This window comes from Promicromonospora sp. NPDC060204 (assembly GCF_042728455.1).
GTDB lineage: Bacteria > Actinomycetota > Actinomycetes > Actinomycetales > Cellulomonadaceae > Promicromonospora.
In genome coordinates, this window is sequence record NZ_JBHWZO010000007.1 from 44,301 (window position 1) to 57,636 (window position 13,336).

A 13,336-nucleotide genomic window follows, 5' to 3' on the forward strand; every position below is an offset into this window, starting at 1 on the left:
GTGAGACGTACTCGGGTCGTGTCTGCCCAGGGGGCCGGGACCGGCCCGGCCCCCTGGGACGTGGGGTCAGCGGGTCGGGACCCAGACCCGCATCGGCTGCGGGCCGCGGTTGGCCCACGCGTAGTAGGGGATCGCGGTCAGGGTCACGTCGCGCACGGGGTCGGACGACGTCGCCGACGCCGCCGGAGCCGGTCCGTACGGCGACGTCGCGTCGACGTCCGGCCCAGGGACGACGGCGCCGCTCGCGCGGACCACCGTCACGCCGCCCAGGAGCTCCGGGCGGAACTCGTCGGACAGCGCGCCGGCGACGTCGATCCGCAGGTCGTCGACCACGGTGCCGGCCTCCTGGTCGGGCTGCTCCAGGGCGTAGACCAGGGGCCCGCGCTCGATGGCGACGGCGCCGCGCACGGCGTCCACCCGGGGGTCGGCCGTGGTGAGCCGGGGCGTCATCGGCAGGTCGAGCAGCACCGTGTCGCCCGCGGCGAACCGGCGGGTCACGCGGGCGTAGGTGCCGGCGGTCACGGGGGCGCCGTCGAGCGTGGCGCCGTCGGCCCAGGCGGGGACGCGCAGGGCGAGGGACACCTCGCCGTCGGGCGCCTCCTCGACGTGCAGCGCGATGCTGCCCTCGTCCGGGTAGCGGGTCTCGACGCGCAGGCGCAGCGTGCCGCCGTCGAGCGGGACGGTGACGGTGCCCGGCGCGTACTGGTGGAGCTGGAGGCCCGGGCCGTCCGCCGTCGCCACGTAACCGGTGAAGCTGGAGACGGTGCGCATGATGTTGGGCGGGCAGCACGCGCAGTCGAACCAGCCGCGGCGGCCGTGCGCGGGGCTGCGGTCCTCCTCGGCGTGCGCGTCGCTGCGGAGCTGCAGCGGGTTCACGTAGAAGTACTCGGTGCCGCTCAGGGAGACGCCCGCGAGGAAACCGTTGAGCAGCATGCGCTCGATCTGGTCGGCGTAGCGGGCCTCGCCCGTCGCGAGCAGCATGCGCCACGCCCACTGCACGCCGCCGATCGCCGCGCAGGTCTCGGCGTACCCGCGGTCGGTCGGCAGCTCGTACGGGTCGCCGAACGCCTCGCCCTCCCAGCGCGCGCCGAGGCCGCCGGTCAGGTACTGCTTGCCGCGCTCCATGGCGCGGTACTGGGTGTCGAGGGCGGCGAGCAGCTCGGCGTCGCCGGTCTCGATGGCGACGTCGGCCGCGCCGGCGCCCAGGTAGACGGCGCGGACGGCGTGGCCCTCCACCGTGGTGGCCTCGCGGACCTTGACCCGGTCGGAGAAGTAAGTGGGCTGCTTGCCGTGCGCCTCGATGATGCCGGTGCCGCGGGCCTCGACGAACCAGCTCGCCAGGTCTAGGTAGGCGCGCATGCCGGTCTCGCGGTAGAGCTCGACCAGGGCCATCTCGATCACCGGGTGGCCGTCGACCTCGCGGAGCTGGTCCGGGCCGTCGCCGAACGTGGCCACGAGGTGGTCGGCGAGCTTGATCGCGACGTCGAGCAGCTCGCGGTGGCCGGTGCCGCGCACCTGCGCGACGGCGGCCTGGAACAGGTGCCCGGCGCAGTACAGCTCGTGGCTCCACGGCAGGTCGCTGTAGCGCGGCACGTTCCGCAGGGCCGGCACGGAGTCGAGATAGCCGTCGTCGGCCTGGGCCGCGGCGAGCAGGCTCGTGACGTGGAGCTGGTCGGCCAGGAGCTGCTCGTCGGGCTCACGGGCGTACTCCCAGGCGGCGGCCTCCAGCCACTTGTGCACGTCCGAGTCGGCGAAGATCGGGCCGATCGCCTCGCCGTCCGCCACACCCGCGGCGATCTCCAGGTTGCGCAGGTTGCCGGCCTTGGCGAGCTGCTCCAGCCCGCCCGGGATGGCGGCCGCACGGTTGACGTCGGCGGTGCGGCGCCACAGCCCGCCGTCCACGGTGACATGTCCGGGAGCGAGGGGCCGCAGCAGCACCCGGGCATCGCTCGTGGGGGCGGCCGGTCCGCTCGTCGTACGGCTGGGCGTCGGGGTCGTCATCGATGCTCTCCTCCGGGACGGAAATTAGGAATCCGATTTCCTGATCGTAGGGACCGGCGTTGGCGGCGTCAAAGGTCTGGGCGAAACTCGCCGAAAACTGGGCTCTGATCTGGGAGGGGAGGTACGATGACGCTGCGTTCCGCTGATGTCCGCCGGGTTCGGCGGAAAATGCGGAAGGAAAATCGTTCGGAGAAGGGGCGGTGCGGATGGACCGGGGAGCGGTCGTACGGATCACGGACGTCGCGGCGCTCGCGGGCGTCTCGCCGAGCACGGTGTCCAAGGCGCTCAACGACACCGGCTCGCTGCGGGAGAGCACCCGCGCGCGGGTGCGGGAGGCGGCCGAGCGGCTCGGCTTCGTGCCCGACGCGACCGCGCGCTCGCTGTCGGCGCGGCGCAGCTTCACGGTGGGCCTGCTGAGCACCGACTCGGCCGGCCGGTTCTCGCTGCCGGTGGTGCTCGGCGCGGAGAACGCGCTGGTGGGCGGGGAGCTGTCGGCGCTGCTGGCGACGGCCCGCCACGACCCGGTGCGCGAGCAGCACCACGTGCGCGCGCTCGTGGCCCGGCGGGTCGACGGGATCATCGTGACCGGCCGCACCACCGAGCCGCGCGAGCCAATCCGGGTGCCGATGCCGGTGGTCTACGCGTTCGCGCCGTCGTCCGACCCCGAGGACGCCTCCGTGGTGCCCGACGACGCGCTCGGCATGCGGCTGCTCGTCGAGCACCTGGCCGGGCTCGGGCGGCGTCGGATCGCGTACGTGGGCGGGCGCGCCGAGCAGGCGGCGTCGCTGGTGCGGTACGAGACGCTGGCGACGGAGCTGACGGCGCGCGGCCTGGAGCTGGTGGGCTCGCCGTTGTACGGCGACTGGTCGGAGCAGTGGGGCCGGCGCGCCGTCGACCTGGTCCTGGGCGGGGCGGGGCGTTCGGTCGGCTCCGGCGGGTCGGGCCGTGGTGGGTCGGACGACGGGTTGCCCGTGGACGCGATCGTGTTCGCGTCCGACCAGCTCGCGCGGGGCGGGTGCGACCGGCTGCGGGAGCTCGGGGTGCGCGTGCCCGACGACGTCGCGGTGACCGGATACGACGACTGGGAGGTCATGTCGCTGGCCAGCCGCCCGCCCCTGACCACGGTGGACATGCAGCTCGAACGGCTCGGTCAGCGCGCGGCGGAACTGCTGATCGCGGCGATCGAGGGGGAGCCGGCGCGCGGCGTGGAGCGGCTGGCGCCGCGGCTGGTGGCGCGCGCGTCGACGCTCGGGGACGGGTAGGGGCGGGCGGCGGCGTCGTCGGCCCCCTCCTCTTTGAGGCCCGGGTTTCTCGTTTTTCGGAACCCGCAAAGACAAGAAACCCGGGCCTCAAAGGGGAGGTGCCGGGAGGTGCCCCAGTGCTGAGCTCGGCGGGCCGCGCCTCGACGACCTTGTCTCGAGAATTCCAGCGCTGTAAATTCCGCCCGGACCCGGGACGGTCCGGGATGCCGAGCCTCAGGAGAGCTATCGCCATGACGCAGTCGTCGACCTCGACCTCACCCGGTGCGGCCAGGGGCGGGCCGGTCGTGGGGTCAGCCCCACTGCTCGGAGAACCGTGGGCCGTGGCCCGCGCGGACGGCAGCCTGTGGGCCAAGGACCCGTCGGTCGTGCGGTTCCAGGGCTGCTACCTCATGTACTTCACGTTGCCGCCCACGGAGCCCGGCACGGAGCGGGACCTGTGCGTCGGCATCGCCGAGAGCCACGACCTGCGCTCGTGGGAGCTGGTGGGACGGCTGGGCCCGGGCGGCGACTACGACGCCCAGGGTCTGGCCGCGCCCGGCGCCGTCGTCATCGGGAACGTGCTGCACCTCTTCTACCAGAGCTACGGCACCGGGCCGCGGGACTCGATCTGCCACGCCACGTCGACCGACGGCGTGACGTTCGAGCGCAATGCGACCAACCCGGTGTTCCGGCCGCAGGGCGAATGGAACTGCGGCCGCGCGATCGATGCCGACGTGATCGTCGACGGCGACCGGCTGCTGCTGGCCTACGCCACCCGTGACCCGGAGATGCGGGAGCAGATCGTGGGGGTGGCGGAGGCGTCGCTCGACAGCGGATTCGGCAAGGACGCCTGGCGCGACCTGAGCCTGGACGCCCCGGCGCTGCGGCCCGAGCTCGACTGGGAGGGCGAGTGCATCGAGGCGCCGGCCTTCGTCCGGGCGGGCGGCGACCCGAGCGGCCCGCTGGTCATGTTCTACGCGGGCGCGTACAACAACAAGCCGCAGCAGATCGGCTGGGCCACCAGCGAGGACGGCGTCACGTGGACGCGCGGCGTCACCGAGCCGTTCCTCCCGAACGGCGCGCCGGGCACCTGGAACTCGTCGGAGAGCGGGCACCCCGGGGTCCTGACCGACGACGACGGCCGCACCTACCTGTTCTTCCAGGGCAACGACACCAGCGGGCGCACCAACCTGCTGGCGGGCGTCGAGATCGTCTGGACGGACGGGCGCCCCGCGCTGCGCGCGGGCTAGTGCCGGCACGGCTGGTGGGAGCGGCTACTGCCGGAACGCGAAGGCGACCGAGGCGTCGTCGACCCGGACGGCCCGCACCTCGTCGGCGGGGTGGTCCACCGGCAGGACCACGACCTGGCTCACCGCCAGGTGCTCGGCGGTGCACCGGGTCTCGTCGCTGGGCTCGGTCGTGACGTGCACCGTCCAGGGGTCGTACCAGACGACCGCCACGGGATAGGGCATGCAGCCGGGGGTGCCCCACATCGTCACGGTGAGGCGCGCGGGCCGGACCGTGGCGTCGACGATCGCGTTGGTCATGCCCTCGACGGGCGGCCCCGGCGGCGACTCGTCGGCCGACTCGGCGGGAAAGCTCTCGACGACGATCGAGCGCGGCGTGCCCTCCGGCGGCGGGACGGCGCCGTTCCCGGCGCAGGCCCCGAGGCCCACCGTGAGCGCGGCCGCGATCGCGAGCGTGAGCCCGAGGACCCGCGGGAGGGTGAGCGTCGCCGTCCGCTGCCGGAGCATGCTCGGTCCCTCCCGATACGTGTGGTGTCGTATCGACCATGGCAGGGGTGCCGAGGGAAGTTCAAAGGATTACTTCGCTGCTCGCGGCCCGGAAACACCAGGCCGCCGGACGTGCCGATCGGATACACTCGGGGCGTCCTACCGGGAGTCTCCCGGTCCGGCCCGGAGACCTCGGGCCGACGCGGACCCACGGGGTGTAGCGCAGCTTGGTAGCGCATCTGCTTTGGGAGCAGAGGGTCGCAGGTTCAAATCCTGTCACCCCGACACATCTGTCCTGGTGAGCCTCTGGTTCGCCAGGACAGAACGGACCCGAGATTTGAACTCCCCGACAAAAACCCGACACTTTGGTGTCCTGGAGACCCGTCCTGCGACACGGTTCGCAGAGCGTGACGGTCGCCTCCGGTCCTTGCCCGTTCTCCAGGTGCTCCGCGCGCACCTGAGAGTCATGGAGACACAGCAGACGCCCGAGCGGGGGCTGGACCCGCTCCTGAGTATCGACGAGCTCGCGGACTATCTCGGTCTGCCGGTACGCACGATCTACGCCTGGCGCACCGCGGGCAGGGGCCCTCGCGGTGTGCTCCTGGGCAAGCACGTGAAGTTCTACGCCTCGGACGTCCAGGCATGGCTCGCCGGACGCCGGGAGATCGCGCCCGGCCGGGGCGCCGCCGAAGGCGGTGAGCGGTGATGGCCCGCCCTCGCACCCCGATCGGCACGTTCGGTCAGATCAGCTTCGCTTCCGAGACGACCACGACGGTGACCGCCCACACGCGGTTCCGCGACTACGACGGCCGGTTGCGCCCGGTCCAGGCCACCGGCAGCACCCGCAAGCAGGCCGAGCACAACCTCAAGGCGGTACTGGCCCGACGCAGCCGCATCGCATCCGGCTCGACAGATCTGAGCGGCGACAGCACGTTCAAGCGCCTGGTCGAGATCTGGCTCGAAGACCTGGACCTCCAGGAGCTGGCCTTCAGCACCCGTGAGCTGTACGCCCGCGACATGCGCACGTTGGTCCTGCCTGCCTTCAAGGACTACACGCTGCGTGAGATCTCGATCATGATGGTCGACCGCTTCCTCAAGAAGCTGGCGAAGGAGAGCCTGTCCAAGGCTCAGCACGCCAAGGTCGTGCTCAACCTCGCCCTGGGACTCGCAGTCCGGTACGAGGCGATCGAGCGCAACCCGGTTCGCAGTGTGCAGCGGCTTCGGAAGCCCAAGAAGACGGTCGATGCACTGACGATCGAGGAGCTCGAGGCGGTACGAGCAGCCGTCCGGGCATGGTCAGCTGCCGAGCGTCCGGGGCCCAAGCCTGACGGCCAGGTCGAGGCCGTCATCGAGGTCATGATCGGCACGTCCGGCCGCATCGGCGAAGCACTCGCGATCCGTCGGCGCGACATCGACGACACGGGCAAGCGAATGACCGTTCATCTGGACGGGACGATCATCACGCCGATGAACCGGCCGCAGTTCCGGCAGGACCATCCGAAGACTTCGGAGTCGAGCCGGAAGGTGACGGTGCCGGGCTTCACGGCGGACGTCATTCGCAAGCGGCTCGCCGAGATACCCGCTGACCCCGAGCAGTTGATCTTTTTCTCTCGCAACGGCACCCCACTGTCGCCGAACAATGTGCGGCGCACATTGCGAGCCGCGCTCAAAGAGGCAGGGCTCGACCGGGTGACGCCTCACGCGTTCCGCCGGACCGTCGCCACCACGCTCGAAAAGGAAGCAGGCGCGGAGCTTGCGGCCGAGATGCTCGGTCACACCTCGACCGTGATCACCAAGAAGCACTACATCGCCCGGGCTGATGCCGTGAACGAGGCGACAGCCGAGATCCTGGAGTCGCTCGCGCCAAGGGCGGTGTAGGACCCGTCTGCGTGACGCGCGATTGACGCCGGAGCGTTTGCGCAGTTCGTACGGTCCCGCCAATTTGGCGGGACCGTACTTTTCCGGTTTGTCTCTCGCGGGTCAGTCGAGGGCGAAGGGGCTCGGAGCGTCTGCCCAGGTCGTATGGTTCTGCCAATTTGGCAGAACCATTGTTGTCCGGTTCGTTCTCCAGGCCCGGAACGGCCCAGTGGCGCGTCGGTGGTTCGGTAGAGCCCCAGGTCACGCGGTGGTGCCAAATTGGCACCACCGCGGATGTCCGGATTAGCCCCGAGGCTGGCGGCAGCCCAGCTCTGACCGCGCGGCACGTCGTTGCGAACGGGCAGGTGGCGCGGTGGTGGCAATTTGCCACCACCGCGCATGTCCGAGTTAGCCCGCATACACCTGCACCTACCTGCCCCATGCTCGCGATTGTGCACGTCACCTGTACCTGTCGAGGTACTCGTCGACGTCCCCCACGCAGCTCCCGCAGGCACGTTCCACGTGGGGGACATGGTGGCGAACAGGGTGAACGCATGTCCCCCAACTCGTGGGCATGGCCCCGCAGCTTGGCCAGCGGACTCCAGTCGCCGGCCTCCAGCGTGCCGTCTGCGCGCGGATCCACATCCATACGTCGAGGATGACGAACGAGCGCGCACTCTGCGCACACCAAGTCGTGCGCACACCAAGGTGTGCGCACATATCAGTGCAGGTCAGATGCGCGCACCAACTCGCAGCGCCTACTGGTGCGGCAAGGGTGCGTCGTGACCGCGTCCCTAGTGCGCTACTGACGGGTTAGTGCGTTGGGTTCGATGGGAAAGGTAGGAGAGTCCGTGTTCCAGCGGGCTCGGACCAGACCCGGAGCGTGAGCCATGCAGGCCCAGAGCAGACCCCCAGCAGGCGAGTTGCACGGCATGTTCGTCGCCCTCATCGAGACCCTGGACGCGCTCGGCGAAGAGCGCGTCGCCGGCCTGACGATCCTGCAAGGATCGGTGCGGATCGAACCATCCCGGTTGTCCGACGGTGCGCTGATCGCTCGTGAGCTCGGCCTGACCGAGGGCCTCGTCCAGCACTTGGCGACCCCGACTGTGGCGGACTGGTCCGGGACGGTTGCCGGGCTGGAGTGCCATGTCCGCTCGCTGGCGGGGGCAGTCCGATGACCGGGCCGCGTCCGGTCGCGCTGGGCTACGTCGCCGCACGGGACACGGCAGAGGTCGAACGTCAGCGCCGCGAGGTGACTGCCTACGTGTCGGCGGAAGGGCTGGCCTTGGTGGAGATCCTGGACGACACGCGTGACGGCCTCACGATCAGCCAGGTCACCGACGCCGCCCGCACCCACGGGGCCGACGTCGTGGTGGTCCCAGCGGAGGCGCGGCTGGCTGAGGCGTACACCCGGTTGGCGTACGAGCTGGAGCAGGACGGGATGCGGTGCGTCCTGCTGGGCGACCCGCACCCGACCACCCGCCACGGCCACGTCCTGGCTGGCCTCGGGAGCCGGTCATGAGCGGCGTCGTGCGCGGGATGCTCGTGGCGCTTGATGTCGATGGGACGATCATGTCGTCCGACGGCACCATCGCCGCCACTGTTCATCGTTCGATCGCGTTGGCACGCGCGGCGGGGCCTCAGATCGTTCTCGCGACCGGAAGGTCTCTCGCGGGCGTGCTGCCAGTCGCAGATCGTCTGGGCCTGACCGATGGGTACGTCGTGTGCTCGAACGGTGCAATGACGGTCCGCCTCGATGTGGAGGCTCCGGGCGGGTACCGGTTCGTGCGCACCGAGCTGTTCGACGCGACGGCCGTGATCCGTCGTGTCCTGGAATTGGAACCTGCTGCGCGAGTCGCGGTCGAGGAGCCGGGTTGGGGCTGGCGCGTGAACGAGCCGTTCGCGCCGGGCCAGGTCAATGGCGAGCAGAAGACCGCCTCCGTCGCCGACCTGTGCTCCAGTCCTGCCACCCGCGTTGCGGTGGCCGCACCCGGCGTCGCGAGGCAACTCGACCTGCTGCGTGAGACGGGCGCTACCGTCACCCGGGCTGGTTCGTCGTGGCTGGACGTGACCGGCCCGGGTGTCACGAAGGCGAGTGCACTCGAAGTCCTGCGCGAGAAGCTTGATATCTCGCCCGGGGCGACGGTGGCCGTTGGGGACTCCGAGAACGACCTCGAAGCTCTGGCCTGGGCTGGACGCGGGATCAGCATGGGCCACGCGCCGCCCGTTGTGCAGGGTGTGGCTGACGAGGTCACCGGCACCATCGACGAGCACGGCGTCGCGACGGCACTCGACTCACTTCTGCCGCCCATCGACACGACAGGCCTTTCCGACCTCGCTGCGCAGCTCGCCGTCGCAGTGGAGTCGGCACCGGGCGTGACCAAGCTGCGGGTCTGGCACGGACCGGGTGCGGATCTCGTCGGGGCAGAGGTCCACACAGCCGTCGCCCGTGCCTGGCTCCGTCATGCCCCGATCCCCGGAGCGATGGGCGTCACGATGTTGGCCCTCACGGACGCGGCAGACCAGGCGGGCCTCGCGTACTCGACGACGGACTTGGGGCTGCGCGCCCGCTGGACCCGAACTGAGCCCGAGAACGGGCCAGCGCTGTTCGAGCTGCCGATCTGGCCGCGATGAACTCACGTCCGGATACCTCCGATCCGGATGTGAGTCCGTCCACCGTCGGGCGGACCGCTGGCCGGGACCGTTTCCCCTGACGATCCCGGCCAGCGCCATGCCTCAAACCGGTTCCCCGTCGCGAGCCTCGGCCCCCGGTACCATCGGGATCCAGGTCGAAGGCTGCACGATCGGGAGGGAAACCTCGTGCGCACTCCACGGACCGGGCTGGCCGAGCGCCGCCGACTGCAGGGACTGAGCCAGGAAGCGCTCGCCGAGCGCCTCGGAGTCGCGCGCACGACGATCACCCGCTGGGAGTTGGGCGAAGTCGAGCCGCTCGCATGGGTACGGCCTGCACTCGCCAATGCACTCTCCGTCAGCCTCGACGACCTCGCCAAGCTCCTGACCCCGGCATTCCGCGGTGCTCAGACCACCTCAGATCACGCACCGACGCCCGGTATCCCGACGAACGCTCTCTATCCGCTCGATGACGACGAGTTGCTAGACGTTGCCGAACGGCGATCCTGGCTGGCCTCGCTGGACGTGGGCTCAAGGAAGATCGACTACCTGCGGCCCGCCGTCGAGTGGATCATCGAGCAAGACGAACGTGTCCCGGCAACTGACCTCCAAGCCAAAGCACGTGACCTGCGTTCCCACCTCCACCCGTTGCTGAGGTCCCCACACCGACCGGCCACCGCCGCGCGCCTGTTTGCTGTCGCCGCGAACTTGTCAGGTGCGCAGGCCGCACTCAGCCTCGACCAGGGACACCTTCCCTCAGCCCGGGCGTATGCCGCGGAGGCCTTCGACCTCGCCGAGGCCACCGCAGACCCCGACCTGATGGCCTGGGCGCGTGCCGCGCAGAGCCTCGTCGAGTACTACGCGGGCCACTACCGCGAGGCACTCGTGCTGGCAGACGACGGTCTCGCTCGCGCTCCCCGCGGGCCGCACGCGGTCCGGCTGTTCGTCAACGGACGCGCCAGAGCGCTGGCGCGGATGGGTGACAAGGTCGGTGTCGACCACGCCGTCGGGAACGCCTGGGCCATCCGCACTGAGCATCCCGACCCCGAAACCCCGCTCACGGCGAGCCTGACCCCGACCGTCTACTGCGAACCCCGCGCCGCTGGCAACGCCGCGACCGCATATCTCGCGCTCGGAGACGCAGGCCGCGTCGAGCAGTACGCGAATCTAGCCCTGGACACATTCGACACCGAAGGTTTCACCGGACCGCAGGCGATGACGCGGCTCGACGTTGCTACCGCACTCCTTGACCCGGCTGGTGGCGACGTGGAACGTGCTGCGAGCCTGGTCGCTGACGCCTATCGGATTGGCGGGTCCGGTTCGTTTCCTGTGCAGCAGCGCGTGGCAGAGTTCGTCCAGGCGGCTGCGTCATGGGAGGCTCTGCCCGCGATCCGCGACGTCCGCGACCTCGTCGCTGGACACACCACCGAGGAGGGCGTGCATGCCGACACCTGAGCTGGACAGCTTCACTGCTCGCTGGGAAGAGTTCGGCCGGCTGGAACGGCTGGTCAACCACTGGTGGTGGCGCCCCGGCTGGTCCGTCGGCCGCTCGTTCTACACCTGGCACCTCACATTCGACGACCCCACGGCCGCACCGCTGCACGAGCTCGTCGGCCGGCTGCAGGAAGGGCTGGCGGGCGTTGAGGGTTTGGATCTGATCCCAGAGCGGTGGCTGCACCTGACGATGCAGGGACTTGGCTTTACCGATGAGGTCTCCGACGACGATGTTGAGGCCATCACCCGCGCCGCAGCCGAGCGCCTGGCGGCGGTCTCCGCATTTGAGCTGACGCTCGGTCCGATTCAGGCAGACGACGAAGCGACCGGTCTGCTGGTGCGGCCCTGGGACGCTGTGAATGCTGTGCGCGACGGCATCCGGTCAGGCATCGCCGAGGTCTGGGACGAGGTTCCCGAGCACGCCGAGTTCCACCCGCACGTCTCGATCGCCTACAGCAACGCCGACGTCCTGACCGGCCCCTTGAGAGAACGAGTGGCGCCGCTGCGCGACATCGAGCCGGTCACTGTTCCGATCAAGGGCGCACAGCTCATTCGCCTCAACCGCGACAACCAGATGTATGAGTGGGAGACAGTCGCCGAGGTCGCGCTCGGCCGAGGCTGAGCGGCCCATGGATGTCGCATCCTGGTAGCACCTGCGTTCCAAACTCTCCTGGGTCGGTGCCGGGGGCTGGCGAGGGCCATAGCCTCGACGCGTGGATGAGACACGTGAGGACGAGGTAACCCTGCGAGCCGGGATGCTGGACCGGATGGCGGTCATGTGGAATCGCCCGCTGGCCGCCGATGTGGCGGACGCGATGATGACGGTGCCTCGGCATGTGTTCGTGCCGGAGGTGTCGTTGTCGGAGGCCTACGGGTCGGGTGCCGTGGTCACGCATCGGGACGCGCAGGGTGTGCCGACGAGCTCGGCGTCCGCGCCGGGTACGGTCGCCGGGATGCTGGAGCAAGCCCAGGTCCGGCCCGGACAGCGGGTGTTGGAGGTCGGTGCAGGGACCGGGTACAACGCAGCCCTCCTGGCCTACTTGGTTGGCCCGTCAGGTTCGGTCACCACGATCGAGTACGACGCCGATGTCGCCGACGCCGCGCGGATGCACTTGACCGCGTACGGCGCGGATCAGGTGCGGGTCGTGACCGGGGACGGGACGCTGGGCGCTGCCGAGGACGGCCCGTTCGACCGGATCCTAGTGACCGCTGGGGCGTGGGATGTCGCACCAGCCTGGGTCGAGCAGCTCGCGCCAGGTGGTCGGTTGCTACTGCCGCTGCGGCTGCGTGGCCTGACCCGAGTGGTTGCGTTCGAGCGAGAGGGGACGGGGCTACGGAGCGTGTCCGTGGTCGAGGACGGCTTCATCCCGATGAAGGGCATCGGAGCCATGCCGGAGAAGAACGTCCCGCTCGGCCCGGGGCCGGACGTGACCCTGCGGATCGACGACGCCCAGCCGGTCGCACGCGCACTGTTGGAAGCCCTGGACAGTGAGCCCGCGCTGGTGTGGACCGATGTCGTAGCACCGTGGGCATGGACGCCCCAGCAGGACTTCTGGCTTGCGACGCTGCCTGGCTTCAGCCGGGTGTTCGTCAACGCGGAGGCTGTGGCCGCCGGCCGGGTACCACGTGCGAAGGATCCCTGGGGCGCGTGGGGCATCTACTCGGCAGGATCTCTCGCGTACATGACCGCTCAGCAGGTCGGAGGAACCGAGGAGATGCCGATGCTGAGAGTCGGAGCCTGTGGGTTCGGCCCTGAAGGCGCGGACCTGGCGCGTCGGCTCACCGATCGGGTACGGGCGTGGCACGAAGGGGCGGGCGACGGGGCCGAGGTTCGGATCGAAGCACGGGCGCCCACTTCTCCGCCGCTTCCGAGTGAGGACGAGGCCCTGCTGGTCGTCGACAAGGTGGACCACGTGTTTGTCGTCAACACGGTCAGGACCGCGACGTCCATCGGGGCATAGCGTGGCAAACCACGGTGTGTTGGGGTCTTGACACGAACTCCCAGGCTTACCGTCTCCAGGGCGGTGGTTAGGTCCGGGTCCGTTCGCCCACTCTTGTGCCCGAGACGGGGGGCGGGAGTGGTTGAGTTGGCGTCGCACCGAGGGCCCTGTCGGCCGCCTATTTCTCACGCACAAGGTCCGATACCTCGACATGTAGATCAACGCTCCCCGCGCCCACATTCACCGTTGTCATCCCGGGGTTCAGTTCCAGATCTGGCGCGTTGGACCTAAGTGCGGAATAGAGGCTTCGGGAAGCCGCCGTAAGCTGCCAAACGATGTGTGCGTCTTGATCGGGGATGCTGTTTCCATTCGAGGCTTCGGACACCTGTAGTTGTCGCAGTCCCGTGGTTGACGGGAATAGTGCGATTGCCTGAGCGAC

General features: G+C 69.9%; 12 protein-coding genes and 1 tRNA gene. 11 read left to right on the forward strand and 2 right to left on the reverse strand.

What is annotated here, in order from left to right; translation table 11 throughout:
• Positions 1–66: 66 nt before the first annotated feature.
• Positions 67–2,001 carry a glycoside hydrolase family 127 protein gene (locus ACFWEJ_RS02010; protein ID WP_377227528.1) on the reverse strand — a complete coding sequence of 645 codons (1,935 nt, stop codon included), beginning with the start codon at positions 1,999–2,001 and terminating at the stop codon, positions 67–69.
• 206 nt (positions 2,002–2,207) lie between these two features.
• On the opposite strand from ACFWEJ_RS02010, the gene ACFWEJ_RS02015 reads away from it, so the two are divergent.
• A complete protein-coding gene (locus ACFWEJ_RS02015; RefSeq protein WP_377227529.1) occupies positions 2,208–3,263 on the forward strand; it encodes a LacI family DNA-binding transcriptional regulator in 1,056 nt (351 codons plus the stop codon).
• Between the two features lie 320 nt (positions 3,264–3,583).
• Positions 3,584–4,492 carry a glycoside hydrolase gene (locus tag ACFWEJ_RS02020; protein ID WP_377227530.1) on the forward strand — a complete coding sequence of 303 codons (909 nt, stop codon included), beginning with the start codon at positions 3,584–3,586 and terminating at the stop codon, positions 4,490–4,492.
• Between the two features lie 24 nt (positions 4,493–4,516).
• On the opposite strand, the gene ACFWEJ_RS02025 is transcribed toward ACFWEJ_RS02020, so the two are convergent.
• Entirely contained in the window at positions 4,517–4,996 is a 480-nt protein-coding gene (locus ACFWEJ_RS02025) for a hypothetical protein (RefSeq protein ID WP_377227531.1), read from the reverse strand.
• 190 nt (positions 4,997–5,186) lie between these two features.
• Here ACFWEJ_RS02025 and ACFWEJ_RS02030 point away from each other — a divergent pair.
• The 9 genes from ACFWEJ_RS02030 to fxlM all read left to right on the forward strand — a co-directional run bounded on the left by ACFWEJ_RS02030 (position 5,187) and on the right by fxlM (position 12,918).
• Positions 5,187–5,260 (forward strand) — tRNA-Pro (locus tag ACFWEJ_RS02030).
• Positions 5,261–5,441: 181 nt separating this feature from the next.
• The gene (locus tag ACFWEJ_RS02035; RefSeq protein ID WP_377227532.1) at positions 5,442–5,681 is read left to right on the forward strand and encodes a helix-turn-helix transcriptional regulator; all 240 of its coding nucleotides are present in this window, start codon (positions 5,442–5,444) and stop codon (positions 5,679–5,681) included.
• A complete protein-coding gene (locus ACFWEJ_RS02040; RefSeq protein WP_377227533.1) occupies positions 5,681–6,853 on the forward strand; it encodes a tyrosine-type recombinase/integrase in 1,173 nt (390 codons plus the stop codon). The genes ACFWEJ_RS02035 and ACFWEJ_RS02040 overlap by 1 nt, the downstream gene beginning before the upstream one ends.
• A 911-nt stretch (positions 6,854–7,764) precedes the next feature.
• Positions 7,765–8,010, forward strand: coding sequence for a hypothetical protein (locus ACFWEJ_RS02045; protein ID WP_377227534.1), 246 nt, complete (start codon positions 7,765–7,767; stop codon positions 8,008–8,010).
• The gene (locus ACFWEJ_RS02050; protein ID WP_377227535.1) at positions 8,007–8,354 is read left to right on the forward strand and encodes a hypothetical protein; all 348 of its coding nucleotides are present in this window, start codon (positions 8,007–8,009) and stop codon (positions 8,352–8,354) included. Before ACFWEJ_RS02045 ends, ACFWEJ_RS02050 begins: the two co-directional genes overlap by 4 nt.
• Positions 8,351–9,466: an HAD family hydrolase gene (locus tag ACFWEJ_RS02055; protein ID WP_377227536.1), complete on the forward strand. Its 1,116-nt coding sequence runs from the start codon at positions 8,351–8,353 to the stop codon at positions 9,464–9,466. Before ACFWEJ_RS02050 ends, ACFWEJ_RS02055 begins: the two co-directional genes overlap by 4 nt.
• A gap of 186 nt (positions 9,467–9,652) precedes the next feature.
• Complete coding sequence (locus ACFWEJ_RS02060; RefSeq protein ID WP_377227537.1) at positions 9,653–10,918, forward strand: helix-turn-helix domain-containing protein; 1,266 nt, start codon at positions 9,653–9,655, stop codon at positions 10,916–10,918.
• Positions 10,905–11,579: a 2'-5' RNA ligase family protein gene (locus ACFWEJ_RS02065; RefSeq protein WP_377227538.1), complete on the forward strand. Its 675-nt coding sequence runs from the start codon at positions 10,905–10,907 to the stop codon at positions 11,577–11,579. The genes ACFWEJ_RS02060 and ACFWEJ_RS02065 overlap by 14 nt, the downstream gene beginning before the upstream one ends.
• Positions 11,580–11,670: 91 nt before the next feature.
• On the forward strand, positions 11,671–12,918 hold the full coding sequence (fxlM, locus tag ACFWEJ_RS02070) for a methyltransferase, FxLD system (protein ID WP_377227539.1): 1,248 nt from the start codon (positions 11,671–11,673) through the stop codon (positions 12,916–12,918).
• Positions 12,919–13,336: the final 418 nt, after the last annotated feature.

Coding starts and splice junctions, on each gene's coding strand:
- ACFWEJ_RS02010 (WP_377227528.1), bottom strand. CDS start 2,001: ATGACGACCCCGACGCCCAGCCGTACGACGAGCGGACCGGCCGCCCCC.
- ACFWEJ_RS02015 (WP_377227529.1), top strand. CDS start 2,208: ATGGACCGGGGAGCGGTCGTACGGATCACGGACGTCGCGGCGCTCGCG.
- ACFWEJ_RS02025 (WP_377227531.1), bottom strand. CDS start 4,996: ATGCTCCGGCAGCGGACGGCGACGCTCACCCTCCCGCGGGTCCTCGGG.
- ACFWEJ_RS02035 (WP_377227532.1), top strand. CDS start 5,442: ATGGAGACACAGCAGACGCCCGAGCGGGGGCTGGACCCGCTCCTGAGT.
- ACFWEJ_RS02040 (WP_377227533.1), top strand. CDS start 5,681: ATGGCCCGCCCTCGCACCCCGATCGGCACGTTCGGTCAGATCAGCTTC.
- ACFWEJ_RS02045 (WP_377227534.1), top strand. CDS start 7,765: ATGTTCGTCGCCCTCATCGAGACCCTGGACGCGCTCGGCGAAGAGCGC.
- ACFWEJ_RS02050 (WP_377227535.1), top strand. CDS start 8,007: ATGACCGGGCCGCGTCCGGTCGCGCTGGGCTACGTCGCCGCACGGGAC.
- ACFWEJ_RS02055 (WP_377227536.1), top strand. CDS start 8,351: ATGAGCGGCGTCGTGCGCGGGATGCTCGTGGCGCTTGATGTCGATGGG.
- ACFWEJ_RS02065 (WP_377227538.1), top strand. CDS start 10,905: ATGCCGACACCTGAGCTGGACAGCTTCACTGCTCGCTGGGAAGAGTTC.